This is a genomic window from Streptomyces sp. NPDC015171, assembly GCF_043079545.1.
Lineage (GTDB): Bacteria > Actinomycetota > Actinomycetes > Streptomycetales > Streptomycetaceae > Streptomyces.
Genome location: NZ_JBIBUO010000002.1, coordinates 278,642 through 302,294 on the forward strand (window position 1 = coordinate 278,642; position 23,653 = coordinate 302,294).

Annotated in this window: 20 protein-coding genes; 5 read left to right on the plus strand and 15 right to left on the minus strand. The window is 74.2% G+C overall.

Annotated features, from left to right (window positions below; translation table 11 throughout):
- Positions 1 to 9: 9 nt before the first annotated feature.
- Positions 10 to 411: an NTP pyrophosphohydrolase gene (locus ACF073_RS05750; RefSeq protein WP_392067084.1), complete on the minus strand. Its 402-nt coding sequence runs from the start codon at positions 409 to 411 to the stop codon at positions 10 to 12.
- 73 nt (positions 412 to 484) lie between these two features.
- Between ACF073_RS05750 and ACF073_RS05755 the strand changes: the two genes are divergently transcribed.
- On the plus strand, positions 485 to 1,501 hold the full coding sequence (locus ACF073_RS05755; protein ID WP_392067085.1) for a hypothetical protein: 1,017 nt from the start codon (positions 485 to 487) through the stop codon (positions 1,499 to 1,501).
- A 50-nt stretch (positions 1,502 to 1,551) separates the two neighbouring features.
- Here the strand turns inward: ACF073_RS05755 and ACF073_RS05760 are convergent, their stop codons facing one another.
- The 5 genes from ACF073_RS05760 to ACF073_RS05780 all read right to left on the minus strand — a co-directional run bounded on the left by ACF073_RS05760 (position 1,552) and on the right by ACF073_RS05780 (position 8,834).
- Positions 1,552 to 3,681 carry a 3-hydroxyacyl-CoA dehydrogenase NAD-binding domain-containing protein gene (locus ACF073_RS05760; protein WP_392067086.1) on the minus strand — a complete coding sequence of 710 codons (2,130 nt, stop codon included), beginning with the start codon at positions 3,679 to 3,681 and terminating at the stop codon, positions 1,552 to 1,554.
- Positions 3,678 to 4,895: a thiolase family protein gene (locus tag ACF073_RS05765; protein ID WP_392067087.1), complete on the minus strand. Its 1,218-nt coding sequence runs from the start codon at positions 4,893 to 4,895 to the stop codon at positions 3,678 to 3,680. Before ACF073_RS05765 ends, ACF073_RS05760 begins: the two co-directional genes overlap by 4 nt.
- A gap of 875 nt (positions 4,896 to 5,770) precedes the next feature.
- Entirely contained in the window at positions 5,771 to 7,066 is a 1,296-nt protein-coding gene (locus ACF073_RS05770; protein ID WP_392067088.1) for an HRDC domain-containing protein, read from the minus strand.
- A 147-nt stretch (positions 7,067 to 7,213) separates the two neighbouring features.
- A complete protein-coding gene (locus tag ACF073_RS05775; protein ID WP_161290719.1) occupies positions 7,214 to 7,873 on the minus strand; it encodes a response regulator transcription factor in 660 nt (219 codons plus the stop codon).
- 283 nt (positions 7,874 to 8,156) lie between these two features.
- A complete protein-coding gene (locus tag ACF073_RS05780) occupies positions 8,157 to 8,834 on the minus strand; it encodes a DUF3000 domain-containing protein (protein ID WP_392067089.1) in 678 nt (225 codons plus the stop codon).
- Between the two features lie 103 nt (positions 8,835 to 8,937).
- Between ACF073_RS05780 and hemE the strand changes: the two genes are divergently transcribed.
- Complete coding sequence (hemE, locus tag ACF073_RS05785) at positions 8,938 to 9,996, plus strand: uroporphyrinogen decarboxylase (protein WP_392067090.1); 1,059 nt, start codon at positions 8,938 to 8,940, stop codon at positions 9,994 to 9,996.
- 1 nt (position 9,997) lies between these two features.
- Here hemE and ACF073_RS05790 read toward each other — a convergent pair whose 3' ends face one another.
- A complete protein-coding gene (locus ACF073_RS05790) occupies positions 9,998 to 10,816 on the minus strand; it encodes a rhomboid family intramembrane serine protease (protein ID WP_392067091.1) in 819 nt (272 codons plus the stop codon).
- A 92-nt stretch (positions 10,817 to 10,908) separates the two neighbouring features.
- On the opposite strand from ACF073_RS05790, the gene ACF073_RS05795 reads away from it, so the two are divergent.
- Positions 10,909 to 11,181: a hypothetical protein gene (locus ACF073_RS05795; protein WP_392067092.1), complete on the plus strand. Its 273-nt coding sequence runs from the start codon at positions 10,909 to 10,911 to the stop codon at positions 11,179 to 11,181.
- A 95-nt stretch (positions 11,182 to 11,276) separates the two neighbouring features.
- On the opposite strand, the gene ACF073_RS05800 is transcribed toward ACF073_RS05795, so the two are convergent.
- Positions 11,277 to 12,686, minus strand: a complete 1,410-nt coding sequence (locus tag ACF073_RS05800) for an FAD-dependent oxidoreductase (protein WP_392067093.1) — start codon at positions 12,684 to 12,686, stop codon at positions 11,277 to 11,279.
- Between the two features lie 27 nt (positions 12,687 to 12,713).
- Complete coding sequence (locus ACF073_RS05805) at positions 12,714 to 13,682, minus strand: DUF4349 domain-containing protein (protein ID WP_392067094.1); 969 nt, start codon at positions 13,680 to 13,682, stop codon at positions 12,714 to 12,716.
- A 158-nt stretch (positions 13,683 to 13,840) separates the two neighbouring features.
- On the opposite strand from ACF073_RS05805, the gene hemG reads away from it, so the two are divergent.
- Positions 13,841 to 15,295: a protoporphyrinogen oxidase gene (gene hemG / locus ACF073_RS05810; RefSeq protein WP_392067095.1), complete on the plus strand. Its 1,455-nt coding sequence runs from the start codon at positions 13,841 to 13,843 to the stop codon at positions 15,293 to 15,295.
- A 5-nt stretch (positions 15,296 to 15,300) separates the two neighbouring features.
- Positions 15,301 to 16,032 (plus strand): hydrogen peroxide-dependent heme synthase, encoded by a 732-nt coding sequence (gene hemQ / locus ACF073_RS05815; protein WP_392067096.1) that lies wholly within the window; start codon positions 15,301 to 15,303, stop codon positions 16,030 to 16,032.
- A 46-nt stretch (positions 16,033 to 16,078) separates the two neighbouring features.
- Here hemQ and ACF073_RS05820 read toward each other — a convergent pair whose 3' ends face one another.
- From ACF073_RS05820 to ACF073_RS05845, 6 genes are all read right to left on the minus strand, one after another.
- Entirely contained in the window at positions 16,079 to 17,740 is a 1,662-nt protein-coding gene (locus ACF073_RS05820; protein WP_392067097.1) for an alpha/beta hydrolase, read from the minus strand.
- 180 nt (positions 17,741 to 17,920) lie between these two features.
- Positions 17,921 to 18,700, minus strand: coding sequence for a TIGR04222 domain-containing membrane protein (locus ACF073_RS05825; RefSeq protein WP_392067098.1), 780 nt, complete (start codon positions 18,698 to 18,700; stop codon positions 17,921 to 17,923).
- A 110-nt stretch (positions 18,701 to 18,810) separates the two neighbouring features.
- A complete protein-coding gene (locus ACF073_RS05830) occupies positions 18,811 to 19,581 on the minus strand; it encodes a DUF4142 domain-containing protein (RefSeq protein WP_392067099.1) in 771 nt (256 codons plus the stop codon).
- 619 nt (positions 19,582 to 20,200) lie between these two features.
- Positions 20,201 to 21,565 carry a DUF692 domain-containing protein gene (locus tag ACF073_RS05835; protein ID WP_392067100.1) on the minus strand — a complete coding sequence of 455 codons (1,365 nt, stop codon included), beginning with the start codon at positions 21,563 to 21,565 and terminating at the stop codon, positions 20,201 to 20,203.
- 108 nt (positions 21,566 to 21,673) lie between these two features.
- Positions 21,674 to 22,282 carry a TIGR03086 family metal-binding protein gene (locus ACF073_RS05840; protein ID WP_392067101.1) on the minus strand — a complete coding sequence of 203 codons (609 nt, stop codon included), beginning with the start codon at positions 22,280 to 22,282 and terminating at the stop codon, positions 21,674 to 21,676.
- 91 nt (positions 22,283 to 22,373) lie between these two features.
- Positions 22,374 to 23,012: a TetR/AcrR family transcriptional regulator gene (locus ACF073_RS05845; protein WP_392067102.1), complete on the minus strand. Its 639-nt coding sequence runs from the start codon at positions 23,010 to 23,012 to the stop codon at positions 22,374 to 22,376.
- Positions 23,013 to 23,653: the final 641 nt, after the last annotated feature.

Genomic DNA, 23,653 nt, shown 5'->3' on the forward strand with positions numbered 1-23,653 from the left:
GGGCGCGGTTCAGCCCAGGACGGCGCGCGGCCCGGCCACCTCGGCGCCCAGCTCCGTCACCCGGCGCCGCAGCTCGCGGTCGGCGGTCACCACGAGGCGGGCCCGGCCGGTGCTCTCGGCGGTCAGCTCCACGATCCGGTCGTCCCCGCTGCCCGGTGCCGACTCCACGCGCACGCCCGGCACGGACGCCACGCCCCGGGCCGCGCCCTCGACCACGAGCACGATCTCCACGGGGCCCGGACGCCCCGGCAGGCCCTCGCCCGCCAGCCGGTCCCGCAGCCGCTCGGCCGCCCCCCTGCGGTCGCGCCACCAGCCGTCGGGCCGCGAGCCGACGACGTTCGCGCCGTCCACGACGACCAGGAGCGGGACGGGGGAGCCGGGGCTGTCCGGCGGGCCGCTGGGGGCGTTCATGCGGCAAGGGTCCCACGGACCCGGGCCGGGGGGCGGGCCCCGGGGCCGGGAGCGGGCGGCTTAAAGTGAACCGGTGAACGGCGACTGGCTTCTCCGCGGCCGAGACGGCCGGCTCAGTGTCTACCAGCTGTCGGGCGACGCCGTCCTGTGCCGGGCCGAACGCGGGCCTGGCGGCCCCTGGTCCGCCCCGCGCAAGGTGGGCGGCGAGCAGCGACTGCACCGTGTCCTGGCCGTGGGCCAGGGCGCCGACGGCTATGCCCACCTGGCCTCCTGGCGGCCCACCGTCAAGGGCGAGTCCGGGCTCGTGCACTCCACGCAGTTCCGCCCGCACCTGGCCGCCCTCGACTGGCACCCGATCGGCCACCCCGACAGGAAGGGCGACCGCACCGGCACGCCCGCGGTCGCGGTGGACGCACGGGGCCGCGCCCATGTCTTCGTCCTGAACGGCGGCGGCGGGGTGAGCATGATCATGCAGAAGGAGAAGGGCGGCTGGGACCCCTGGCGGGACCTGAAGGGCCGTGAGGTACGGGACGGACTGGCCGCGGTCACCGGCGAGTCCGGCCGGGTCGAGCTGTACGCGGCGGCACCGCAGGGCCTGCTGTACTGGCGCCAGGAGGAACAGGCCGCCCAGCCCGTGCTCCAGGAGGCCCAGCAGGCATCGGTCCGGCCGGGCACCCTCTGCGCCCTGCCCACCTCGGCGGACAGCACGACCCTCTTCTACACCGACACCTCCGGCGGGCTGTGCGCCTGGCGTCCGGGCACCGAGCCGGTCGCCGTGCTGCCGGCGGCGGGCCCGGGACCGGTGTCGGCGGTCCGCTGCGACCTGGACGGCTACGACTGCACGCTGCTGATGCAGCGTACGGAGAGCCGCCGGGTCGCCTTCGCCGCGTATCCGACCGAGCAGGAGTCGGCGGGCGCCTGGTGGACCGAGTCGGGCCCCGAACTCCCGCTGGACGCGCTGGTGTCCCTGGCGACGGACGAGAGCGGGCGGGTGGTGGCGGCGTCGTCGTCACCGTCCACCGGCAGGCTCCTGCTGACCCGGCGCAAGGACGAGCCGGGGCTGGCCCTGGAAGCCTGGCAGGAGGTCTGACACGGGAAGGGCCCCCGCGGTCGCGGGGGCCCTCCGTGCGTCACCGGGTGTTACGCGGGCACGCTAGCCACGCCGGGAGCCAGGAACTTCTTGCCGTTCACGCGCTCCGAGACGCCCTCGCGGTCCAGGTACGGCGTGATGCCGCCCAGGTGGAAGGGCCAGCCGGCGCCCGTGATCAGGCACAGGTCGATGTCCTGGGCCTCGGCGACGACGCCCTCGTCGAGCATGAGCCCGATCTCCTGCGCCACCGCGTCGAGCACCCGGGCCCGCACCTGCTCCTCGGTCAGCACGACGTCGCCCTGCTTCAGCAGCGCGGCGACCTCCGGGTCGAGCTCCGGCTTGCCGCTGTCGTAGACGTAGAAGCCGCGCTTGCCCGCCTTGACGACGGCGGCGAGGTTCGGGGAGACCGTGAAGCGGTCCGGGAAGGCCCGGTTGAGGGTCTCCGAGACGTGCAGGCCGATCGCGGGGCCGACCAGCTCCAGCAGGACGAGCGGGGACATCGGCAGGCCGAGCGGCTCGATCGCCTTCTCCGCCGTCTCGACCGGGGTGCCCTCGTCGATGACGTTCTGGATCTCGCCCATGAAGCGGGTCAGGATGCGGTTCACGACGAACGCCGGGGCGTCCTTGGTGAGGACCGCGGTCTTCTTCAGCTTCTTGGCGACGGCGAACGCGGTCGCGAGCGAGGCGTCGTCCGTCTGCTCGCCGCGGACGATCTCCAGCAGCGGCAGGATCGCGACCGGGTTGAAGAAGTGGAAGCCGACGACCCGCTCGGGGTGCTTGAGCTTCGACGCCATCTCCGTCACGGACAGCGAGGAGGTGTTGGTGGCGAAGATCGCGTGCGCCGGGGCGACCGCCTCGACCTCCGCGAACACCTGCTGCTTGACACCGATCTCCTCGAACACGGCCTCGATGACGAAGTCCGCGTCGGAGAAGCCCGCCGCCTTGTCCAGCACACCGGTGACCAGCGCCTTGAGGCGGTTGGCCTTGTCCTGGTTGATACGGCCCTTGCCGAGCAGCTTGTCGATCTCGGTGTGGACGTAGCCCACACCCTTGTCGACGCGCTCCTGGTCGATGTCGGTCAGCACGACCGGCACCTCCAGGCGGCGCAGGAAGAGCAGCGCGAGCTGGCTGGCCATCAGACCGGCGCCGACGACACCGACCTTGGTGACCGGGCGGGCCAGGTTCTTGTCCGGGGCGCCGGCGGGACGCTTGCCGCGCTTCTGGACGAGGTTGAACGCGTAGATGCCGGAGCGCAGTTCGCCGCCCATGATGAGGTCGGCGAGGGCCTGGTCCTCGGCGTCGAAGCCCTGCTGGAGGTCACCGTCCTTGGCGGCGGCGATGATGTCCAGGGCGCGGTAGGCGGCCGGGGCGGCGCCGTGCACCTTGGAGTCCGCGATGAAACGGCCCTTGGCGACGGCCTGGTCCCAGGCCTCGCCGCGGTCGACCGCCGGGCGCTCGACGGTGATGTCGCCCTTGAGGACCTGAGCCGTCCAGATCAGCGACTGCTCCAGGAAGTCGGCACCCTCGAAGAGGGCGTCGGCGATGCCAAGGTCGAAGACCTGGCGGCCCTTGAGCTGCTTGTTCTGGTTCAGCGAGTTCTCGATGATGACCGAGACGGCCTTGTCGGCGCCGATCAGGTTCGGCAGCAGGGCGCAGCCGCCCCAGCCGGGGACCAGGCCGAGGAAGACCTCGGGCAGCGAGAACGCCGGGATCGCCTTGGAGACGGTCCGGTAGGAGCAGTGCAGGCCGACCTCGACGCCGCCGCCCATCGCCGCGCCGTTGTAGTACGCGAAGGTCGGGACCGCGAGGCCCGCGAGGCGCTTGAAGACCTCGTGGCCGCCCTTGCCGATGGCGAGCGCGTGCTCGTGCTCCTTCAGCAGCTCGACGCCCTTGAGGTCGGCGCCGACCGCGAAGATGAACGGCTTGCCGGTGATGCCGGCACCGACGATCGAGCCCTCGGCGGCCTCCTTCTCGACCTGGTCGAGAGCGGTGTTGAGGTTCGCGAGCGAGGCCGGGCCGAAGGTGGTCGGCTTGGTGTGGTCCAGGCCGTTGTCCAGCGTGACGAGCGCGAAGCGCCCGGCGCCGTACGGCAGGTCGAGGTGGCGTACGTGCGCCGACGTCACGACCTCGTCGGGGAACAGCTCGGATGCCTGCTGCAGAAGCTCGGCGGTGGTGCTCACTTGTCCCCCTCGAAGTGCGGGTTCTCCCAGATGACCGTCGCGCCCATGCCGAAGCCGACGCACATGGTGGTCAGGCCGTAGCGGACCTGCGGCTGCTCCTCGAACTGGCGGGCCAGCTGCGTCATCAGCCGGACGCCGGAGGAGGCCAGCGGGTGGCCGAAGGCGATGGCGCCGCCGTACTGGTTGACGCGCGTGTCGTCGTCCGCGATGCCGTAGTGCTCAAGGAAGGCCAGGACCTGGACGGCGAAGGCCTCGTTGATCTCGAAGAGACCGATGTCGGAGATGGACAGACCCGCCTTGGCGAGGGCCTTCTCCGTGGCCGGGATCGGGCCGTAGCCCATGACCTCCGGCTCGACACCCGCGAAGGCGTACGAGACGAGGCGCATCCTGACCGGCAGGTCGTTCTCGCGGGCGAAGTCCTCGCTCGCGATGATCGAGGCGGTGGCGCCGTCGTTCAGACCGGCCGCGTTGCCCGCGGTGACCCGGCCGTGGACGCGGAACGGCGTCTTCAGACCGGCCAGGTTCTCCAGGGTCGTACCCGGGCGCATCGGCTCGTCGGCCGTGACCAGGCCCCAGCCGGTCTCACCGACCTCCGCGTTGGTGTTGCGCACCGAGATCGGCACCAGGTCCTGCTGGATCTTGCCGTCGGCGTACGCCTTGGCGGCCTTCTCCTGCGAGCGCACCGCGTACTCGTCGGCGCGCTGCTTGGTGATCGTCGGGTAGCGGTCGTGCAGGTTCTCGGCGGTCATGCCCATGAACAGGGCGGACTCGTCGACCAGCTTCTCGCTGACGAAGCGCGGGTTCGGGTCCACGCCCTCGCCCATCGGGTGGCGGCCCATGTGCTCGACACCACCGGCGATGACGGCGTCGTACGCGCCGAAGGCGATCGAACCGGCGGTGGTCGTCACGGCGGTCAGCGCGCCGGCGCACATGCGGTCGATGGAGTAGCCGGGCACGGACTGCGGCAGGCCCGCGAGGATGCCCGCCGTGCGGCCGAGCGTGAGCCCCTGGTCGCCGATCTGCGTGGTCGCGGCGATGGCGACCTCGTCGATCCGCTTCGGGTCGAGACCGGGGTTGCGACGCAGCAGCTCCCGGATCGCCTTCACGACGAGGTCGTCGGCGCGGGTCTCGTGGTAGATGCCCTTCGGGCCCGCCTTGCCGAACGGGGTGCGGACGCCGTCAACAAAGACGACGTCCCTGACGGTACGAGGCACGATGGCTCTCCTCCAGACGCGGGGGTGGCACTGCTGCGCTGCGCTGAGCGCGCGCTCAGGACACATGCTACTTACGAGTAACGTGACTGCCCAGTCCCCTCGGCTGGAGCGGTGAACGTCACACCCCGGCAGACGCGCCGGGCCCCCGTGGCATCGGCATGGACGCCGCCTGCGCCCGGGGGGAAGCGCGGGGCGCGCGGCCCCTCCGTTTCCCCGGCGGTGCCCGGCCGGGAGGGCCCCGCGCGCGTCGGCCGCCGGGGTTCGGCGAAGGGGGGTACGGCGGCCTGGCCGCCCGCCGCCCGTGCGCCGGCGGCCGGTTCCGGGCCGCCCGGCCGGGCGGCCCGGCCTTCGGCGGGTGTCCGGCGCCGGGTCGGCGCGCGCGTCCGCCCCCAGCTCGGGGAGCGGTCGACGGCAGCCGTCCCCCGGACGCCCGCGTGCCCGGACGGTGAGGTGGACAGCCGGCCGGCGTGCCGCCGTTCCGGCTCGTTCGGTGCCGTCGCGGTCGGGCCCTGCCCGGGAGGCCGCTGTCCGGCAGGGGCTTGAGCTGCCCCGCCGGACGGTGGACAGCCGGCCGGCGTGCCGGCGTTCCGGCTCGTTCGGTGCCGTTTCCGTGGGGCCCCGCCCGGGAGGCCGCCGTGCGACAGGCGCTTGAGCTGCCCGGTGGCCGGAGTGACCGCTTCCGCCGCCCGCTCCGCCCCGTACCGTCCCCGGATCTTGGCGCGATCTCGACGTACCCGGTCCGGGTCCGCGGACCCGCGGGGCGCACGGTCGCTCCGCGCGGGGGCCGTTCCCGGACGAGCCGCCGCCGCGCGAGCAAGGCGATCGATGCCGGCGAGAGCGCCGCGACCGCAGGACGGGGGCGCGGCCGGCGGCGGCTAGGCCTCCTTGGCCTTGGCCGCCAGCGCGTCGGCCAGTACCGGCGTGACCAGTTCGATCTGCCACGGCCGCGCGCCGTACCCGGCCAGCGCGACCTCCACGGACCCGGCGTCCGCCGCCTTCGGCGGCTCCCAGCACAGCCGCCGCACGGTGTCCGGGGAGATCAGGTTCTCCTGGGGCATGACCAGCCGCTCGGCGAGCGCCGACACCCCCGCCCGGGCGGCGGACAGCCGCGCCGCGGCGGCCGGGTCCTTGTCGGCCCAGGCCCGCGGCGGCGGCGGACCGGTCACCTGCTGCCCCGGCTGCGGCAGCGCGGTGTCCGGCAGGGCCTTGGCCCGGTCCACCGCGGTCTGCCACTGCTCCAGCTGCCGCCGGCCCATCCGGTGCCCGAAGCCGTTCAGCGCGGCGAGGGCGTGCACATTGGCCGGCAGGGCGAGCGCGGCCTCCACGATGGCCGCGTCGCTCAGCACCTTGCCCGGCGACACGTCCCGGCGCTGCGCGATCCGGTCCCGCGTCTCCCACAGCTCCCGTACGACACCGAGCTGCCGGCGCCTGCGCACCTTGTGCATCCCGGACGTACGGCGCCAGGGGTCCTTGCGCGGCTCGGCGGGCGGCGCCGTGGCGATCGCGTCGAACTCCTGGAGCGCCCACTCCAGCTTGCCCTGCCGGTCCAGCTCCTTCTCCAGGGCGTCACGGAGATCGACGAGCAGCTCGACGTCGAGCGCGGCGTAGCGCAGCCACGGCTCGGGCAGCGGGCGGGTCGACCAGTCGACGGCGGAGTGGCCCTTCTCCAGGACGTAGCCGAGGACGCTCTCGACCATGGCGCCGAGGCCGACCCGGGGGAACCCGGCGAGCCGGCCGGCCAGCTCGGTGTCGAAGAGGCGGCTCGGGACCATGCCTATCTCGCGCAGGCAGGGCAGGTCCTGGGTGGCCGCGTGCAGGACCCACTCGACGCCGGACAGCGCCTCGCCGAGACCGGACAGGTCGGGGCAGGCGACGGGGTCGATCAGCGCGCTGCCGGCGCCCTCGCGGCGCAGCTGCACCAGGTAGGCGCGCTGGCCGTAGCGGTAGCCGGAGGCGCGCTCGGCGTCGACGGCGACCGGGCCCGAGCCGGCCGCGAACGCGGCGGTCACCCGGGCGAGGGCCGCCTCGTCGGTGATCACGGGCGGAATGCCCTCGCGGGGTTCGAGCAAAGGAGTCGGCGCCCCCGTCACAGAAGATCCGGCGTCGTCCGGAGGAGTGCCTCCGGTGGTGCGCAGGGAGCTGTCTGCTGCGGTGTCTTGGGCGTCGGTCACCTGTCAAGGGTATCCGTGTGTGGAGAGCACCCGTCGACGGAACGTTCCGTCGACGGGCACGGGAGGGGCGTAAACCAGTCAATGCGGGGCACGGCCCGGTCCACCGTGCTGAACGCGGGATTCCGCCGAAGGGGGTATCCGGTGGGCTCAGTGGATGATCCCGGTGCGCAGGGCGACGGCCACCATCCCGGCCCGGTCGCCGGTGCCCAGCTTGCGGGCGATCCGGGCGAGGTGGCTCTTGACGGTGAGGGCGGACAGGCCCATGGAGACGCCGATCGCCTTGTTCGACTGGCCCTCCGCGACCAGCCGCAGCACCTCCACCTCGCGTCCGGAGAGCTCCCGGTAGCCGCCCGGGTGGCTCGGGGCACCCGGGGGGCGGCGGTGCATACGGGCGGCGGCGCCGAGGGGAGCGGCACCGGGCCGGGAGGGGAGCCCGATGTTGGTGCGGGTGCCGGTGACGACGTACCCCTTGACCCCGCCGGCCAGGGCGTTGCGTACCGCGCCGATGTCGTCGGCGGCGGAGAGCGCGAGTCCGTTGGGCCAGCCCGCGGCACGGGTCTCGGACAGCAGGGTGAGGCCGGAGCCGTCGGGGAGGTGGACGTCGGCGACGCAGATGTCGCGGGGGTTGCCGATGCGGGGACGAGCCTCCGCGATGGACGAGGCTTCGATGACATCGCGCACGCCGAGCGCCCACAGATGGCGGGTGACGGTGGAGCGGACGCGCGGGTCGGCCACGACCACCATGGCGGTCGGCTTGTTCGGGCGGTAGGCGACCAGGCTTGCGGGTTGCTCAAGGAGAACGGACACCAGGCCTCCTGGGTGGGGGACGGGGCCGGCTTGTGTGGGGGAAGCCGGGACGAACCGTGCTTTCAAGGTCACAGTCGTCTTCGGCAGCAAACTCGTCCGCCTTTAGAGAATGATCACGATCTAGTGAGTAACAATCTGTGCAATTCGGACACGCGATCGATCATCCGAAGATCGAATCGGTCCGAGCGGATGCGATTCGAGTGCGCAAAGTGGCCGTATCGACAAAGAGATGGTCAACAAGGCGTTTCGCCGTGGCCGTCCGGCAGGACGTTCGCGTGGTCGGTCAGCGCGACTGCGGATCCCGGCGCTGCGGCAGCGTCACCACCGACGCGTCGCCGGGACCGGCCGGCGGCAGGCCCGCGACCTGTGCCAGCAGATCGCACCAGGAGGCCAGGTGGGCGGAGGTGTCCGGCACCCCGCCGAGCCCCTCGCGCGGCGTCCAGGACGCCCGGATCTCGATCTGCGAGGCGGCGGGGCGTTCGGCGAGACCGCCGAAGTAGTGCGAGGCGGCGCGCGTGATCGTGCCGCTCGGCTCGCCGTAGCCGAGACCGCGCGCCTGCAGCGCCCCGGTCAGCCACGACCAGCACACCTCGGGCAGCAGCGGATCGGCCGCCATCTCCGGCTCCAGCTCCGCGCGCACCAGCGTCACCAGACGGAACGTGCCCCGCCAGGCCTCGTGCCCGGCCGGGTCGTGCAGCAGCACCAGCCGCCCGTCGGCCAGCTCCTGCTCGCCGTCGACCACCACCGCCTCCAGCGCGTAGGCGTACGGGGCGAGCCGCTGCGGCGCGGGCGTCGGCTCCACCTCGACCTGGGGCCGCAGCCGGCTGCTGCGCAGGGCCTCGACCGCGGCGCGGAATGCCGGCGGACCCGAGGCACTGGAGTGCCGGTCCGCTTCTTCGGTGTCCTTCACGTCGCCCGTTCCATCAGCGCTGTCCGACATTCGTCCGTGAGCCGCAGCCATGCGGGGAAGAGTAAGGGGAGCGGGCCCTTTGTGCAGGGCAAGACACCCTTCTACGACGTACGCGGCTGCCGGGGCCGGTGCGGTGGCATGCGAAACTTGCCCCGTGACCGCCCATGAGAGCAAGCAGCCGACAGCGACGTACGACAGCGCCTTCCTCAAGGCGTGCAGGCGTGAACCGGTGCCGCACACCCCCGTGTGGTTCATGCGGCAGGCCGGCCGCTCGCTCCCCGAGTACCGCAAGGTGCGCGAGGGCATCGCCATGCTGGACTCCTGCATGCGGCCCGAGCTGGTCACCGAGATCACGCTCCAGCCGGTGCGCCGGCACGACGTGGACGCGGCGATCTACTTCAGCGACATCGTCGTCCCGCTGAAGGCCATCGGCATCGACCTCGACATCAAGCCCGGTGTCGGCCCGGTCGTCGAGCAGCCCGTCCGCACCCGCGCCGACCTGGCCAGGCTGCGCGACCTGAGCCCCGAGGACGTGCCCTACGTCACCGAGGCGATCGGCCTGCTCACCCGCGAGCTGGGCGCCACCCCGCTGATCGGTTTCGCGGGAGCGCCTTTCACCCTCGCGAGCTACCTGGTCGAGGGCGGTCCGTCCCGCACGTACGAGAACGCCAAGGCGATGATGTACGGCGACCCCCAGCTCTGGGCCGACCTGCTGGACCGCCTCGCCGACATCACGGCCGCCTTCCTCAAGGTGCAGATCGAGGCCGGCGCGAGCGCCGTCCAGCTCTTCGACTCCTGGGCCGGCGCGCTGGCCCCGGCCGACTACCGGCACTCCGTCATGCCCGCCTCCGCCAAGGTCTTCGACGCGGTCGCCGGCTACGGCGTGCCGCGCATCCACTTCGGCGTCGGCACCGGCGAGCTGCTCGGGCTCATGGGCGAGGCCGGCGCGGACGTCGTCGGCGTCGACTGGCGCGTCCCCCTCGACGAGGCCACGCGCCGCGTCGGCCCCGGCAAGGCGCTCCAGGGCAACCTGGACCCGACCGTCCTGTTCACCGACAAGGACACCGTCGCGGCCAAGGCCCGCGAGGTGCTCGACGCCGCCGCGGGGCTGGAGGGGCACATCTTCAACCTCGGCCACGGCGTCATGCCGAACACCGACCCGGACGCGCTGACCCGGCTCGTGGAGTACGTCCACACCGCAACCGCGCACTGACTCACCAGCCGGTACGGGGCCGCGCCCGCCTGCCGAACAGCAGGCCGGGCGGCTCCGGCGGGGCAGGGGTGCCGGGCTTGAGCGGCCAGGCGAGCAGCACGCCCGCCAGGAAGCCGACCACATGCGCGGCGTACGCCACCGTGCCGGCCCCGGACATCCCGTGCCCGGACGAGTACACGGCCTGGAGCACGAACCAGAAGCCCAGCACCAGCCAGGCGGGCAGCCGCAGCGGCAGGAAGACCAGGAACGGCACCAGGACCCACACCCTGGCCTTCGGCCACAGCACGATGTAGGCGCCCAGGACCCCGGCGATCGCGCCGGACGCGCCGATCAGCGGGTCGGCGGAGTCGGCGTTGAGCAGCGCGAAGCCGTAGCCGGCCGCGTAGCCGCAGACGACGTAGAAGAGGAAGTAGCGGATGTGCCCCATCCGGTCCTCGACGTTGTTGCCGAAGATCAGCAGGAAGAGCATGTTGCCCAGCAGGTGCAGCCAGCCGCCGTGCAGGAACATCGCGGTGAGGACCGACAGCGCCGGCGACTTGTCGTAGCCGGGCGGCCCCACGACGCAGCCCGGCCCGCCCGGGCCCGTGCCGACGGCCCCGGTCGGCACCAGGCGGGGCAGCTGGTGGTGGATCAGCTCGCGGGGGACGGCCGCGTACTGGTCCATGAAGGCCTGCAGATGGCACAGCCGCGCCAGCTCGCTCCCGCCGGCGGCGGCCGTGCCGGGCATGGTGATGAACACCAGCACATTGGCGGCGATGAGCGCGTACGTCACCCAGGGGGTGCGGCGCACCGGGTTCACGTCATGGACGGGGATGACCACACAGGAGTAGTGCCCGCGCGGCGGCGGGTGAATCGGTGAACGCCGCCGGGCACGGGTGCGTATCCCTCCGCAACCGATGTGAGGAACAGGCGATGACGAACACTCCGCAGATTTCGGCGATGCACGCTCTGCCCGACGGCGAGGCCGAGCTGTCCCTGGTGGTCAGACTCCCTTGGGAGGATGTCGCACGGCTCGGCCAGGAGGCGGGGCGGCTCGCCTCGCAGATGCAGCGGCCGGTGACGCTGGACGAGGCGGTGAGCCACCGCCTGCGGTCCGCCCGCCCGGCCCCGGCGGGCCACGCCAGGCAGGACACCGCGGCGGCCCCGGCCGTCTCGGCACTGCCGCGGATCAGCGGTACGGCCTAGCCGCGAGGCGGGGAGCGGGCCCGCTCCGGGGCCGGCCGCGCGGTTCCCGCGGCCGGCCCGGGGCGTCCCGCACGGCGCCCTTCCCGCGGCCCCCCTCAGGCCGGGCGGCTCGCCCGCACCCGTGCCGACGCCTTTCTCGCCGCCACCAGGACCGGGTCCCACACCGGTGAGAACGGCGGGGCGTAGCCCAGGTCGAGGGCCGTCATCTGCTCCACCGTCAGCTGCGCGGTCAGCGCCACCGCCGCGATGTCGACCCGCTTCGCCGCCCCCTCCCTGCCGACGATCTGCACGCCCAGCAGCCGGCCCGTACGGGACTCGGCGAGCATCTTGACCGTCATGGGGGCGGCGCCCGGGTAGTAGCCGGCGCGGCTGGTCGACTCGATCGTCACCGCCTCGAAGCGCAGCCCCACCCGGCGGGCGTCCTTCTCGCGCAGACCGGTGCGGCCGATCTCCAGATCGCAGACCTTGCTCACCGCCGTACCGACCACTCCCGGGAAGGTGGCGTAGCCGCCGCCCACGTTGGTGCCGATGACCTGGCCGTGCTTGTTGGCGTGGGTGCCCAGCGGGACGTACTGCTCCTGCCCGGAGACCAGGTTCAGCACCTCCACGCAGTCGCCGCCCGCCCAGATGTTCTCGTGGCCGCGCACCCGCATCGCGAGGTCGGTGAGCAGACCGCCGCGGGTGCCGAGGGGGAGGCCCGCCGCCCGGGCCAGGGCCGTCTCGGGGCGCACGCCGATCCCGAGGACCACCAGGTCGGCGGGGTACTCGGCGTCCCGCGTCGCCACCGCCCGCACCCGGCCGTCCCCGCCGGTACGCAGCCCGGTGACCTCGGCGTCGTTCACCATGGTGATGCCGAGGCCCTCCATGGCCCGGTGCACGAGCAGGCCCATGTCCGGATCCAGCGTCGACATGGGCTCCTTGCCGCGGTTGACGACCGTCACCTCGAAGCCCCGGTTGATCAGCGCCTCGGCCATCTCGACGCCGATGTACCCGGCCCCCACCACCACCGCGCGCCGGCCGCGCGTGCGGGCCAGGGTGTCGAGCAGGGCCTGGCCGTCGCCGAGGGTCTGCACGCCGTGCACACCCGGGGCGTCCATGCCGGGCAGGTCGGGGCGGACCGGGCGGGCGCCGGTGGCGATGACGAGCTTGTCGTACGGCGTCCAGGACTCGGCGCCGGAACCGGCGTCACGCGCGCGTACCCGCTGCCCGGCCACGTCGATCTCCACGACCTCGGTCCGCAGCCGCAGATCGATCCCGCGCGCCCGGTGCTCGTCCGGCGTACGGGCGATCAGCCGGTCCCGCTCCGGGACCTCGCCGCCCACCCAGTACGGGATGCCGCACGCCGAGAAGGAGGTGAAGCGGCCGCGCTCGAAGGCCACGATCTCCAGCTCGCCGGCGTCCTTGTGCCGCCGTGCCTGCGACGCCGCGGACATGCCCGCGGCGTCGCCGCCGATCACGACCAGCCGTTCCCTGCCGCCGCCGCCCCGATCACCGCTGATGCTCATGGGAGCACGCTACGGGGAGCGGGCACTTCAGTCCTGGCCGCCCTCGCCGGAGGGGTCCGGCACCGGGCGGGCCGCCGGCGGCGGGCCGGGCGCGGCCATGGCGGGCGCTGACCGCGCGCGGCGCGGCAGCCGGGGGCGTACGACCCGCAGCCACAGCAGCACCAGCAGCACGGCGAGGGCCGCGAACGGCAGGACGGCGGCCAGCGCCAGGGCGGTCCAGCGCAGCACGGCCGCGAACGCGTGCCAGCCGCCCGCCAGCGCGTCCGTGAAGCCCGGCGTGCCCTGCGCCTGCCGCGCCGGGGTGCCGGACAGCGACAGGGTGATGGTGGCCAGTCCCGTACGGTCCTTCAGGGACGCCTGCCGGGCCAGCAGCGCCTCCAGGTCGGCCTGACGGCTGCTCAGCTCGCCCTCCAGGGCGACGACGTCGCTCAGCTTGGCCGCCTTGCCCATCAGCGCGCGGATCCGGTCCACGCTGGCCCGCTGCGACCTGATCCGGCTGTCGACGTCCACGACCTGGTCGGTGACGTCGACCGCCTTGGCCGTGCGCGCGATCAGCCGGCCCGTGCCCTGAAGGCCGGCGAGGACCTCGTCGTAGCGCTCGGTGGGCACGCGCAGCACGACCTTGGTGTGCTCATGGCCGTCCTCGTCCCGCCCGGTGGTCTCCCGGCCGACGTAGCCGCCCGCGTCCTCGGCGGTCGCCCGGGCCTTCGCCAGCGCCTTGGGCACGTTCTCGACCTCGACGGTGAGGGAGGCGGTGCGGATGATCGCGTCCGGGGCGAGCCGGGGGGCCGCGCGGGTGGGCTTTGGCAGGTCGGCGGCGCCGCCCGGGGCGGAGTCCCGTCCGGCGCCGGCGGCGACGTCGGAGTTCGCGGCGGACTTCGCCGAGCCGCCGTCCGAGTCGTCGGCCCCGCTGCCGCAGCCGGCGAGCGCGAGACAGGCGGCGAGCAGGACACCGGCCAGCGGCCGGCGGCGGTGTGCGGAGTGCGGTGCGCGCATGGACGGTACCCCCCGAGGGCTGTGGGCCGGGACGTTCCTGGGACGGCGGGGCGGGCCGAAACGTTGGACCGCGCCGGTCCCGAAGCGGTCACGGTCCGGACTCGGCCCGGACAACGGGCCCAGGCGGGAGTGTCGGTGGGGTCTGAGAGAGTGGGCGCATGAGCACAACGGACAGGGGCCCCGGGCACGTCGTCGTCATCGGGGCCGGCATCGCCGGGCTGGCCGCCGCGCACCGGCTGCTGGGGCGCGGCGCGCGCGTGACGGTGCTGGAGGCCGGCGACAGGGTCGGCGGCAAGCTGCTGCCCGGCGAGATCGCCGGCGTGCGCGTCGACCTGGGCGCCGAGTCCCTGCTCGCCCGCCGCCCCGAGGCGGTCGCCCTGGCCCGCGAGACGGGGCTCGGCGAGCAGCTCCAGCCGCCGGCCACCGCCGGCGCCTCGATCTGGACCCGCGGCGCCCTGCGGCCCATGCCCAAGGGCCATGTGATGGGCGTGCCCGGCACCGCCGCCGCGCTCGCCGGCGTCCTGTCCGCCGAGGGCCTGGCCCGCATCGAGCGCGACGCCGACCTGCCCCGCACCGAGATCGGCGACGACACGGCCGTGGGGGAGTACGTGGCGGCCCGGCTCGGCCGCGAGGTCGTCGACCGGCTGGTCGAACCCCTGCTCGGCGGGGTGTACGCGGGCGACGCGTACCGCATCTCGATGCGCTCGGCCGTCCCGCAGCTCTTCCAGGCCGCCCAGGCCCACGCCTCCCTGACGGAGGGCGTCCGGGAGATCCAGGCGAAGGCCGCGGCGAACCAGCAGACCGGGCCCGTCTTCGCGGGCATCGCAGGCGGCGTCGGGCGGCTGCCCCTCGCGGTCGCCGCGTCGGTGCGCGCGCGGGGCGGCGAGATCCTGACCGGCACGCCCGCGCGTGCCCTGCGCCGGGCGGAGGGCGGCGGCTGGCTGATCACCGCGGGCGAGCGGGTGCTGCGCGCCGACGCCGTGATCGTCGCCGTACCCGCCCCGGCCGCCGCCGCCCTGCTGCGCGAGGAGTCCCCGCAGGCCGCCGCCGACCTGGCCGCCGTCGAGTACGCCTCGATGGCGCTGGTCACCCTCGCCTACCGGCGGGCCGGCCTGACCCTGCCCGAGGGCAGCGGCTTCCTCGTCCCGCCCGTGGACGGCCGCACCATCAAGGCGTCCACCTTCGCCTCGCAGAAGTGGGGCTGGATCGCCGAACAGGACCCGGACGTGGTCGTGCTGCGCACCTCCGTGGGCCGCTACGGCGAGACGGAGGTGCTCGGCCGGGACGACGCCGACCTGGTGGAGATCTCCCGGCACGACCTGCGGGAGGCCACCGGCCTCGACGCCGTGCCGCTGGAGACCCGGGTCACCCGCTGGACCGACGGCCTGCCCCAGTACCCGGTCGGGCACCACGCGCGCGTGGCCCGTGTCCGCGAGCGGATCGCCGCGCTCCCGGGGCTCGCGGTGTGCGGCGCTCAGTACGACGGCGTCGGCGTCCCGGCCTGCATCGCGAGCGCGTACGCGGCCGTCGACCAGCTGGGCGGTGACCTGGCCGGCGTCCGGCGGCTGACGGCCGACCCGGTGCAGAGCCTGCACGGCGGAGCGGGAGAATAGGGACCATGAGTGACGACGCGCCCACCACCGAGTCCGGCAGGATCCCGAACAAGGGCAAGCTGGCCAAGGACCTCAACGAGGTCATCCGCTACACCCTCTGGTCGGTCTTCAAGCTGAAGGACGTGCTCCCGCAGGACCGCGCGGGATACGCCGACGAGGTCCAGGAGCTGTTCGACCAGCTCGCCGCCAAGGACGTGACGGTCCGCGGCACCTACGACGTCTCCGGCCTGCGCGCCGACGCCGACCTCATGATCTGGTGGCACGCCGAGACCAGCGACCAGCTCCAGGAGGCCTACAACCTCTTCCGCCGCACGAAGCTGGGCCGCGCGCTCACGCCCGTGTGGTCGAACATGGCGCTGCACCGCCCGGCCGAGTTCAACCGCTCGCACATCCCGGCGTTCCTCGCCGACGAGACGCCCCGCAACTACATCAGCGTCTACCCGTTCGTGCGCTCCTACGACTGGTACCTGCTGCCCGACGAGGACCGGCGCCGGATGCTCGCCGACCACGGCAAGATGGCGCGCGGCTACCCGGACGTGCGGGCCAACACGGTCGCCTCGTTCTCGCTCGGCGACTACGAGTGGGTCCTGGCCTTCGAGGCCGACGAGCTGTACCGCATCGTCGACCTCATGCGCCACCTGCGTGCCTCCGAGGCCCGGATGCACGTCCGCGAAGAGGTCCCGTTCTACACGGGCCGCCGCAAGGACATCGCGGAACTGGTGGCGGGCCTGGCCTGAGGCCCCCGCGGGGGCGACGGCCGGCCGCGGCAGGACGGCAGGCCGCCTAGTGCCGGCCGGCCTTGCCCTTCAGGGCGTCCCGCTGGGTCTTCCCGACGGCCCGGCGGCCGTCGGCGACCGGCTCCGGGTGCGGCGCGCAGGACGCGTGCCGCGCCGGGAGGCGGCCTTCCAGCAGATACGCGTACAGGTGCCCGTTGACGCACTTGTTGGGGCCGCCCGCGATGCCGTGCGTGCCCGCGTCCCGCTCGGTCACCAGCACCGAGCCGGCCAGCCGCCGGTTCATCTCCAGCGCGCCCGGGTACGGCGCCGCGGCGTCCCGCTCGGCCGCCAGGATCAGCACCGGCGGCAGCTCGCCCGGCCCGGTCCGCACGTCCAGCGGGCGCTGCCGGGGCGCCGGCCAGTAGGCGCACGGCAGGTTCATCCACGCGTTGTCCCAGGTCTCGAACGGCGCCACCCGGGCCAGGCGCGTGTTGTCGCGGTCCCACACCTTCCAGTCCGTCGGCCAGGACGCGTCGTTGCACTCCACCGCCGAGTACACCGCGCTGCCGTTCTCCGCCTCGGCGGCCGACCCCGGGTCCGGCGCGGCCAGCCGGACCAGCGGCCGGGGGTCGCCGTGCAGATACGCCGAGAGGGCCTCGGCCCGGCTCGGCCAGAAGTCGTCGTAGTACCCCGCCGACAGGAACGTGCTCTGCAGCTGGCCGGGGCCGACCTTGCCGCCCGCCGCCTTCTTGGCCAGCCGGTCGCGCGCGGTCTCGTAGCTGCGCTGCACCTTCGCCGGCGTGGCACCGAGCCGGTACACGTCGTCGTGCCGGGCGATCCAGTCCCGGAAGTCCGCCCAGCGGTCCTCGAACGCCGCCGACTGGTCCAGGTTGCTGCGGTACCAGATCCGCTCCGGGGCCGGGTTCACCGGCGAGTCCAGCACCATGCGCCGCACGTGCGAGGGGAAGAGCGAGGCGTACAGCGCGCCGAAGTAGGTGCCGTACGACGCCCCCAGGTAGGTCAGCCGGTCCTCGTCCAGGGCCGCCCGCAGGACGTCCAGGTCCCGGGCGTTGTTGAGCGAGGTGTAGAACCCGAGCTTGCTCCCGGACCGCTCGGCGCAGCCGCGCGCGTACGCCTTCGCCCGGGCGACGCGCTGGCGCTTGTACGCGTCCGAGGGGTGCGCCGGGGACGCGGTGGGTCCCTTGAAGAAGTGCTTCGGGTCCACGCAGGACAGCGGTGCCGAACGGCCCACCCCGCGCGGGGCGTAGCCGATCAGGTCGTAGGCGGCGGCGACCTGCTTCCACTCCGCCAACGTGCCGACCAGCGGGAAGTACATGCCGGAGGCGCCGGGGCCGCCCGGGTTGTAGACCAGGACGCCCTGCCGGGGGACCTTCCGCTTGCTGTTGCGCGGGTCCTTCTGGGTGGCGCGGGCACGGCTGACGGTCAGTCTGATCTGCCGGCCGCCGGGGTGCGCGTAGTCCAGCGGGACGGACACCGTGCCGCACCGCACACCGGCCGGCGCCTGCGGCACCTCGGCCCTGGAGCACGGGCCGAAGTCGATACCGGCCGCCCGGGCGCGGGCCACGGCCACCGCCGTGCCGCGCAGTTCGGCCGCGCCCGAGGCCGCCGGGCTGCCCGGGGCGGCGGGTGTGCCGCCCGCCGCCGGGGCCGCGGCCAGGGTGGTCAGCAGCAAGGAACCGGCGGCCGAGTAGAGGGCGGCAGCTTTCATCGCGTATCCCTTCGGTGCGCGCCGGCGATGGCATGGCTGCCATGGCCCGGCAACATCAGAAGGGATATTTCGTACGACTGTCGGGGAAGGCAAGCACCATTCGGCGGGTGTCGGCGTCAATGCCCCCTATGCCCCGCCCCCTGTGCCCCGCCGCGCGCCCTGTGCGCCCGGGGAGCCGCCTCATTCCCACCGGGGCTGGTCGCGGTGGGTGAGGGCGGCCCGCAGCTCCGGCTCGCCGATGGCGCGGACGCCGCGCACGGCGACGGAGGTGAGGAACGACCGCTCGTCACCGCCCGGCCGCCCGGCCAGCGCGCTCAGCAGCCGCTGCCCGGCCGGGGAGGCCCAGCGCGAATACGGATGCACCTCGAACCGGGCGATGGCCAGGCAGCTCAGGGACAGGGTGAGGGGCAGCGCGAACCACAGGCCCACCAGCAGGCGCGGAGTGCCGGTCTGGACGGGCAGCAGCAGGGCCGTCACACCCAGCGCCAGCACGGCCAGGGCGGCCAGCCGCACCTGGCGGACGGCGGCTCCCACGCTCGCCCCCGTGCCCTCGGGCACCGCGAGCCCCGCGCGCACCAGCCCGTCGGCCAGCCGGCCCACGGCCTCGGCGCCCGCGGCCCGCGCCCGCACCGGCGCGATCCGCGACTGCCCCTCGGGCCCTATGGCCCCTATGACGGACTCCTCCATCTCGTCGCGCCCGCGCGGGTCCACGACCGTGGCCCAGCCGGTGTGCGCGAGCAGCAGCCGCCGCTGGCGGGCCATGGAGACCAGGGTCACATCGGCTACCCGCGCGGGGCCGCCGGAGAGGAAGGCCGCCTCGTACAGCGTCAGATCGCGCTCCCGGGCGTGCGGCGCGTCATGCGCGTCCGCAGCCGCGGCGCGTACGGCCGACAGGCACAGCCGGGCACAGGCGGTGCCGGCGAAAGCCCAGGCCAGGAGCAGGAGAAGGACCCAGAACATGACGCGTTTGTATGCCAGATGACGGGGCGAACGCCATGCCCTGTTCACGATCCGGACGGAGTGTTGCCGGTACGTGACGTTCCGTTTCCTGTGCTGGTCAGCGGCCGTCGTCAGGGGCTGACGGTCGCCGGCGGCGGGCCGGTGGCGGCCGGCGGCAGCGCGTAGGTCTCGCCCGGGGACGGGACGACCGGTACGGCGGCGTCCGGGTCGACCTCCGGGGGCGTCGGCACCGGGGACGCGGATGCCGCCAGATCCCTGGCCAGCGCGGAGAAGTCGACGTACCCCGTCGCCTCCAGGATCTTGATGTGGTCGAGGACGGTCGCGTTGGCGTCGTCGGCGAGATCGCGGACCAGGGAGTTCTGGGTGCCGGCCCGGACCTGGGCGACCAGGGAGAACACCCGGCCGTGCGCGAGCCGCAGGATCCCGGCGAACTGCCGGTCGAAGTCCTGGCCCTCGGCCGCCCTCAGTGTGGCGAGCCACTGCTTCTGCTGCGCGTTCGGCTCGTTGGGCAGGGTCACGCCGAGCTGGGTGGCTACGGTCCGGACATGGGCGTCCAGGGAGGTGTGGCCGTCGATCAGATGCTGCCCGGCGGTGCGGACGGCCGGCGTGGTGCCCTTTCGCTGCGCAAGCTCGCCCGCGGGCAGCTCCCAGAGTCCGGCGAGCCGGACCTTGGTGACGAAGTCCCGGTCCTGCGCGGACAGCGGGCCGTACGGTGTCGTCACCGTCCGTGTGCTCAACAGGCTCGCGCTCGCCGGGTCCTGCCGGCCGGCGTAGGACCAGAGCGGCACGAGCAGCGCGACGACCGTCGCCGCGAGCGCGATGACGATGAGCCCGGTGCCGCTGAATATGCCTCGGCCGGTGATGGGGGGACGGGGTCGCATGGTGCCTCCTGCACCGCACTCCGGGGGTGCTCGGGGGTGGGTGCGGGGTTGGCATATTACTGGGGGAAGGGGGACGGCTTTCGCGGGGCGGGGGTCGGGGTGGGTCCGGGCGTGGGTGTGGGTGGGGGCGTGGGTGTGGGTGGGGGTGCCTGGGCTGGTGCGGGTGGGTGGGCGGTGGGCGGTCGGTGGGCGGTCGCGCAGTTCCCCGCGCCCCTGGGTGCCGGCGGTGCGGCGGTGGAGTGGCTGTGCGGTCGGTGGCCGGGTGCGGGCCGGTGGTGGTCTGGTCGCGCGGTTCTCCGCGCCCGTGGGGACCGCGCCCCAGGGTGCAGGCGGTGCAGGCGGTGCAGTGGGTGTGCGGTCGGTGGCCGGGTGCGGGCCGGTGGTGGTCCGGCCGCGCAGTTCTGCGCGCCCCACGGGCCTTGCCAGTGAGGCTTTGCCCGTGGGCCGCGCCCCTGGGGGCTATGCCTGTGGGGCCGTGCCCGTGGGACCGCGCCGCAGGGGGCCGTGCCCATGGGTTCCGTGCCGCCCCGCCCCCGTCGCCGGAGCGGCACGGTGGGCGCGGTGGCAGCCCCGCCGGTGCGGGCGGATGCTCCCGTCGGCCGCGCGGCTCAGGGGTAGTTCAGCCCCGGCGGCGCAGCACCCCCCGGGCCACCCGCCCCAGGACCCCCTGTCTCCGGGGAGCCGGGCCCGCGCGGTCCAGCCACCACTCCCGCAGCTCCCGCCGCGCCCCCTCGTCCCCCGGCCGCCCCAGCTTCAGCAGATGCCCGGCGAAGTCCAGCGCGTCCCGCCGGTACCCCCCGCTCATCGGCCGCTGCCGCGCGTACTCCAGGAACGCCTCCCGGTACCCCGCCCCGAGAATCACCGGCAGTTCGGGTGCCAGCTTCGCCACCACGCCCGCCCGCTTCGCCGCGAGCGCCCGCGCCTGCACCCCCATCCGCACCCGGTCGAACCCCTCCGGCACCGGTGTCCCCGCCACCAGGGACGACAGCACGGCCGCCTGGGCCACCCCGACCCGCTCCCGCATCCCGGCCACGGGCCGCACCAGCACACCGACGCCCCCGGCGCCGGTGCCGTCGGCGCCCCCGGCTCCCCTTCTCTCCTCCGTCCCCTCCGGCTCCTCCGCCCCGCCCGTCCCCTTCGGCTCCTCCCGCGCGCGGTCGCGCCCGGTCGCCACCGCCTTGCGGATCGCCTCCAGCTCCCCCTCCAGTTCCGCCGGTTCGGGGAAGTCCTCGTCCCGCTCCAGGAGCACCCCCGGCGGCTCGGCGCGGGCGGCGAGAGCGGTCAGGATGTCGAGGACCGGGCGCGGCACGGGGTGCGCGTGGCTGTCGTGCCAGACCCCGTCGCGCTCGTAGCCGCCCGCGACATGGACGTAGGCGATCGCCTCCACCGGCAGCGCGGCCAGCGCCTCGACCGGGTCCTCGCCCCGGTTGACGTGGTTGGTGTGCAGATTGGCCACGTCGACCAGCAGGCGCACACCGGTCCGCTCGACCAGTTCGGACAGGAACTGCCCCTCGGTCAGCTCCTCGCCCGGCCAGGAGAACAGCGCGGCGATGTTCTCCAAGGCCAGCGGCACCGGCAGCGCGTCCTGGGCGATACGGACGTTCTCGCACAGCACGTCCAGGGCGTCCCGGGTGCGCGGCACGGGCAGCAGATGGCCGGCCTCCAGCCGCGGGGACGCGGTGAGCGGGCCGCCCGCCCGGACGAAGGCGATGTGCTCGGTGACGAGCGGGGAGCCGAGGGCCTCCGCCCGCTCGGCGAGCGCCGTCAGCCGCCCCGCGTCGGGACGGTCCGCGCCGCCGAGGCCGAGGGAGACGCCGTGCGGGATCACCGTCACCCCGCGCTCGCGCAGCCGTAGCAGCGACTCCGGCAGATGGCCGGGGCAGACGTTCTCCGCCACGGCCTCCACCCAGTCGATGCCCGGCATCCGCTCCACGGCGTCCGCGATCTCCGGCCGCCAGCCGATTCCGGTCCCCAGTCGCCGCATGCTGCTTCCCCCTGCTCGGCCTGTCCCCGTGCGTCGAGTGACGGGGATATGGCCCCGGCGGACTCCGTCGAACCCCCTCCCTGTCGCGTTCAGAGCAACATTTGAGGTTCAGCCCCGGGCCGGCCACCGCTCCGGCGCACGGCCCAGCAGCCGCAGCGCCTCCTCCAGCGGGCCCGATCCCGAGGGCACCTCCAGCACCGGGGCGAAGGCGAAGCCCGGGCCCCGCCGGGCGGGGTCGGCCGGTACGTTCCGGGCCACGGCGAGCGCGGCGAGCCGGACGTGCTCGGGGAGGTCCACGGCGACGCCGAGGGCGGCGGCGACGTCCCAGGCGTGCACCACGTAGTCCACGAAGTGGAAGGAGACCGCCCGGCCGCCCGGGAAGTCCCCGCCCAGCTCCGGCAGTGTGAACGCGCGCTCCGTCGCGCCCGGTTCGGCGAAGGCTGCGAGGACCGCGGCGGCGGCCGACCGGTGCGTCCGGGCGGGCTCGCTCATGTCCTCGGGCTCCCGCCAGTGCCGCGGCTCCCGGCCCGCCCCGCGCGCCGCGGCGGCGAAGCCGACGTGCTGCGCGGTCATGTGCGCGACCAGCCGGCGCAGGGTCCAGCCCGCGCACGGGGTGTCCCGCGCCCAGTCGTCGGGCGTGGCCAGGTCCACCACCCGTACGGCCTCCCGGACGGCGATCCGGTCGAGTGCCACGAAGTCCGCTCCAGTCAGGGTCATGGCCCGAATATAAAACAAAGCGAACGGTCGTGCTGTTTGTTTTCGCGGCGGCCCCCGATCCGCGCCGGCCCGCTCCGAACCGGCGCGCGGGTCAGGGGAATTGGGGCAGGGGGACGCCGTCGGCCGCCGCGCCGCGCAGCCGGTCCGCGATCCCCGTACGGGCTCTGCCGTACGGGGTCTCCTCGCCGTGCAGGACCGACAGGGCGTTCGCCGTCTCCAGCAACGCGACCAGCTCGAAGGCGAGTTGCGGGACGTCCGTGCCGGCGCGCAGCTCACCCGCCGCACGGGCCTCGTCGATGGTGTGCTCGACATGGGCCGACCAGTCGCGCTGCGCACGGACCACGGCATCGTGCACGGGCCCGGTGCGCGCGTCGAACTCGGCCATGGCGCCGTAGAAGAAGCAGCCGCCCGGGAACACCCGCACGCGCGAGTACTCCAGCCACAGCTCGCACAGCCGCCACACCCGGGCGACACCGGCCGGAGTCCGTGCCGCCGGCCGGACCACCCGGTCGGCGAAGATCCGCCCCGCCTCCCGCACGGTGGCCAGCTGGAGTTCCTGCTTGGAGCCGAAGAGCGCGAACACCCCGCTCTTGCTCAGCTCCAGCTCGGTGGCGAGGCGGCCGACGGTGAGCGCCTCCAGGCCCTCGACCGAGGCGATGTCCACCGTGCGCCGCAGCACCAGCCCGCGGGTGCGGTTCCCCCGCTCGACCCGCCCGTCGACCCGTGTCATCCGGCGTTCTCCTCTAGCGCAGCGCGGGGTGGTCGGCGACGACCGTGCAGGACCCCGGCGCGGTCGTGCGTGCGGCTGGGTCCTCGATCATCCGTGAGCCCGGTCGCAGGACCCGGCCGTGGTCCTGGCGCTGGTGGCCGCCTCCGCGTTGTTGAAGAGCCCAGTCCACATCCGACCATACCGTCGCCGCCGAGGAGCAACTGGATGACCTCTTGAAGACATTCCGGCGGACCGCGTCCCCGCCGCCGGAACCTGTCGTCCTGGCGTGAACGCGATCTGGGCGGTGGTGGCGAAGCGGGCGACGCGAAGCCCGCCACGAGCCCACCGCGGTACTTGCGACTGCCACGCGCCGAAGCGGTCATCGCCGGCCCGGTCGCCCTCTTCGCCGACGGCACGGCCCTCCTGGCCCTCCGGTTCGCTCGCCCGCACCGAGACCTCGACACCATGCACACGGCGCGAGACGCGCTGGCCGCGCGGGCAGCGCGTCCCGGCACCTCGCCGGCCGCAGGACCACCCGGCAGCCGGGGCGAGCCAGGTAAGACCGTCGTCGGACCCCGCCCACCAGGACGGTCCGGCCCGCCCGGGAAAGACGGCGTGAACGGCCCGAAGGGGAAGGGCGGCAGCAGCACAAGGGGTGCCGG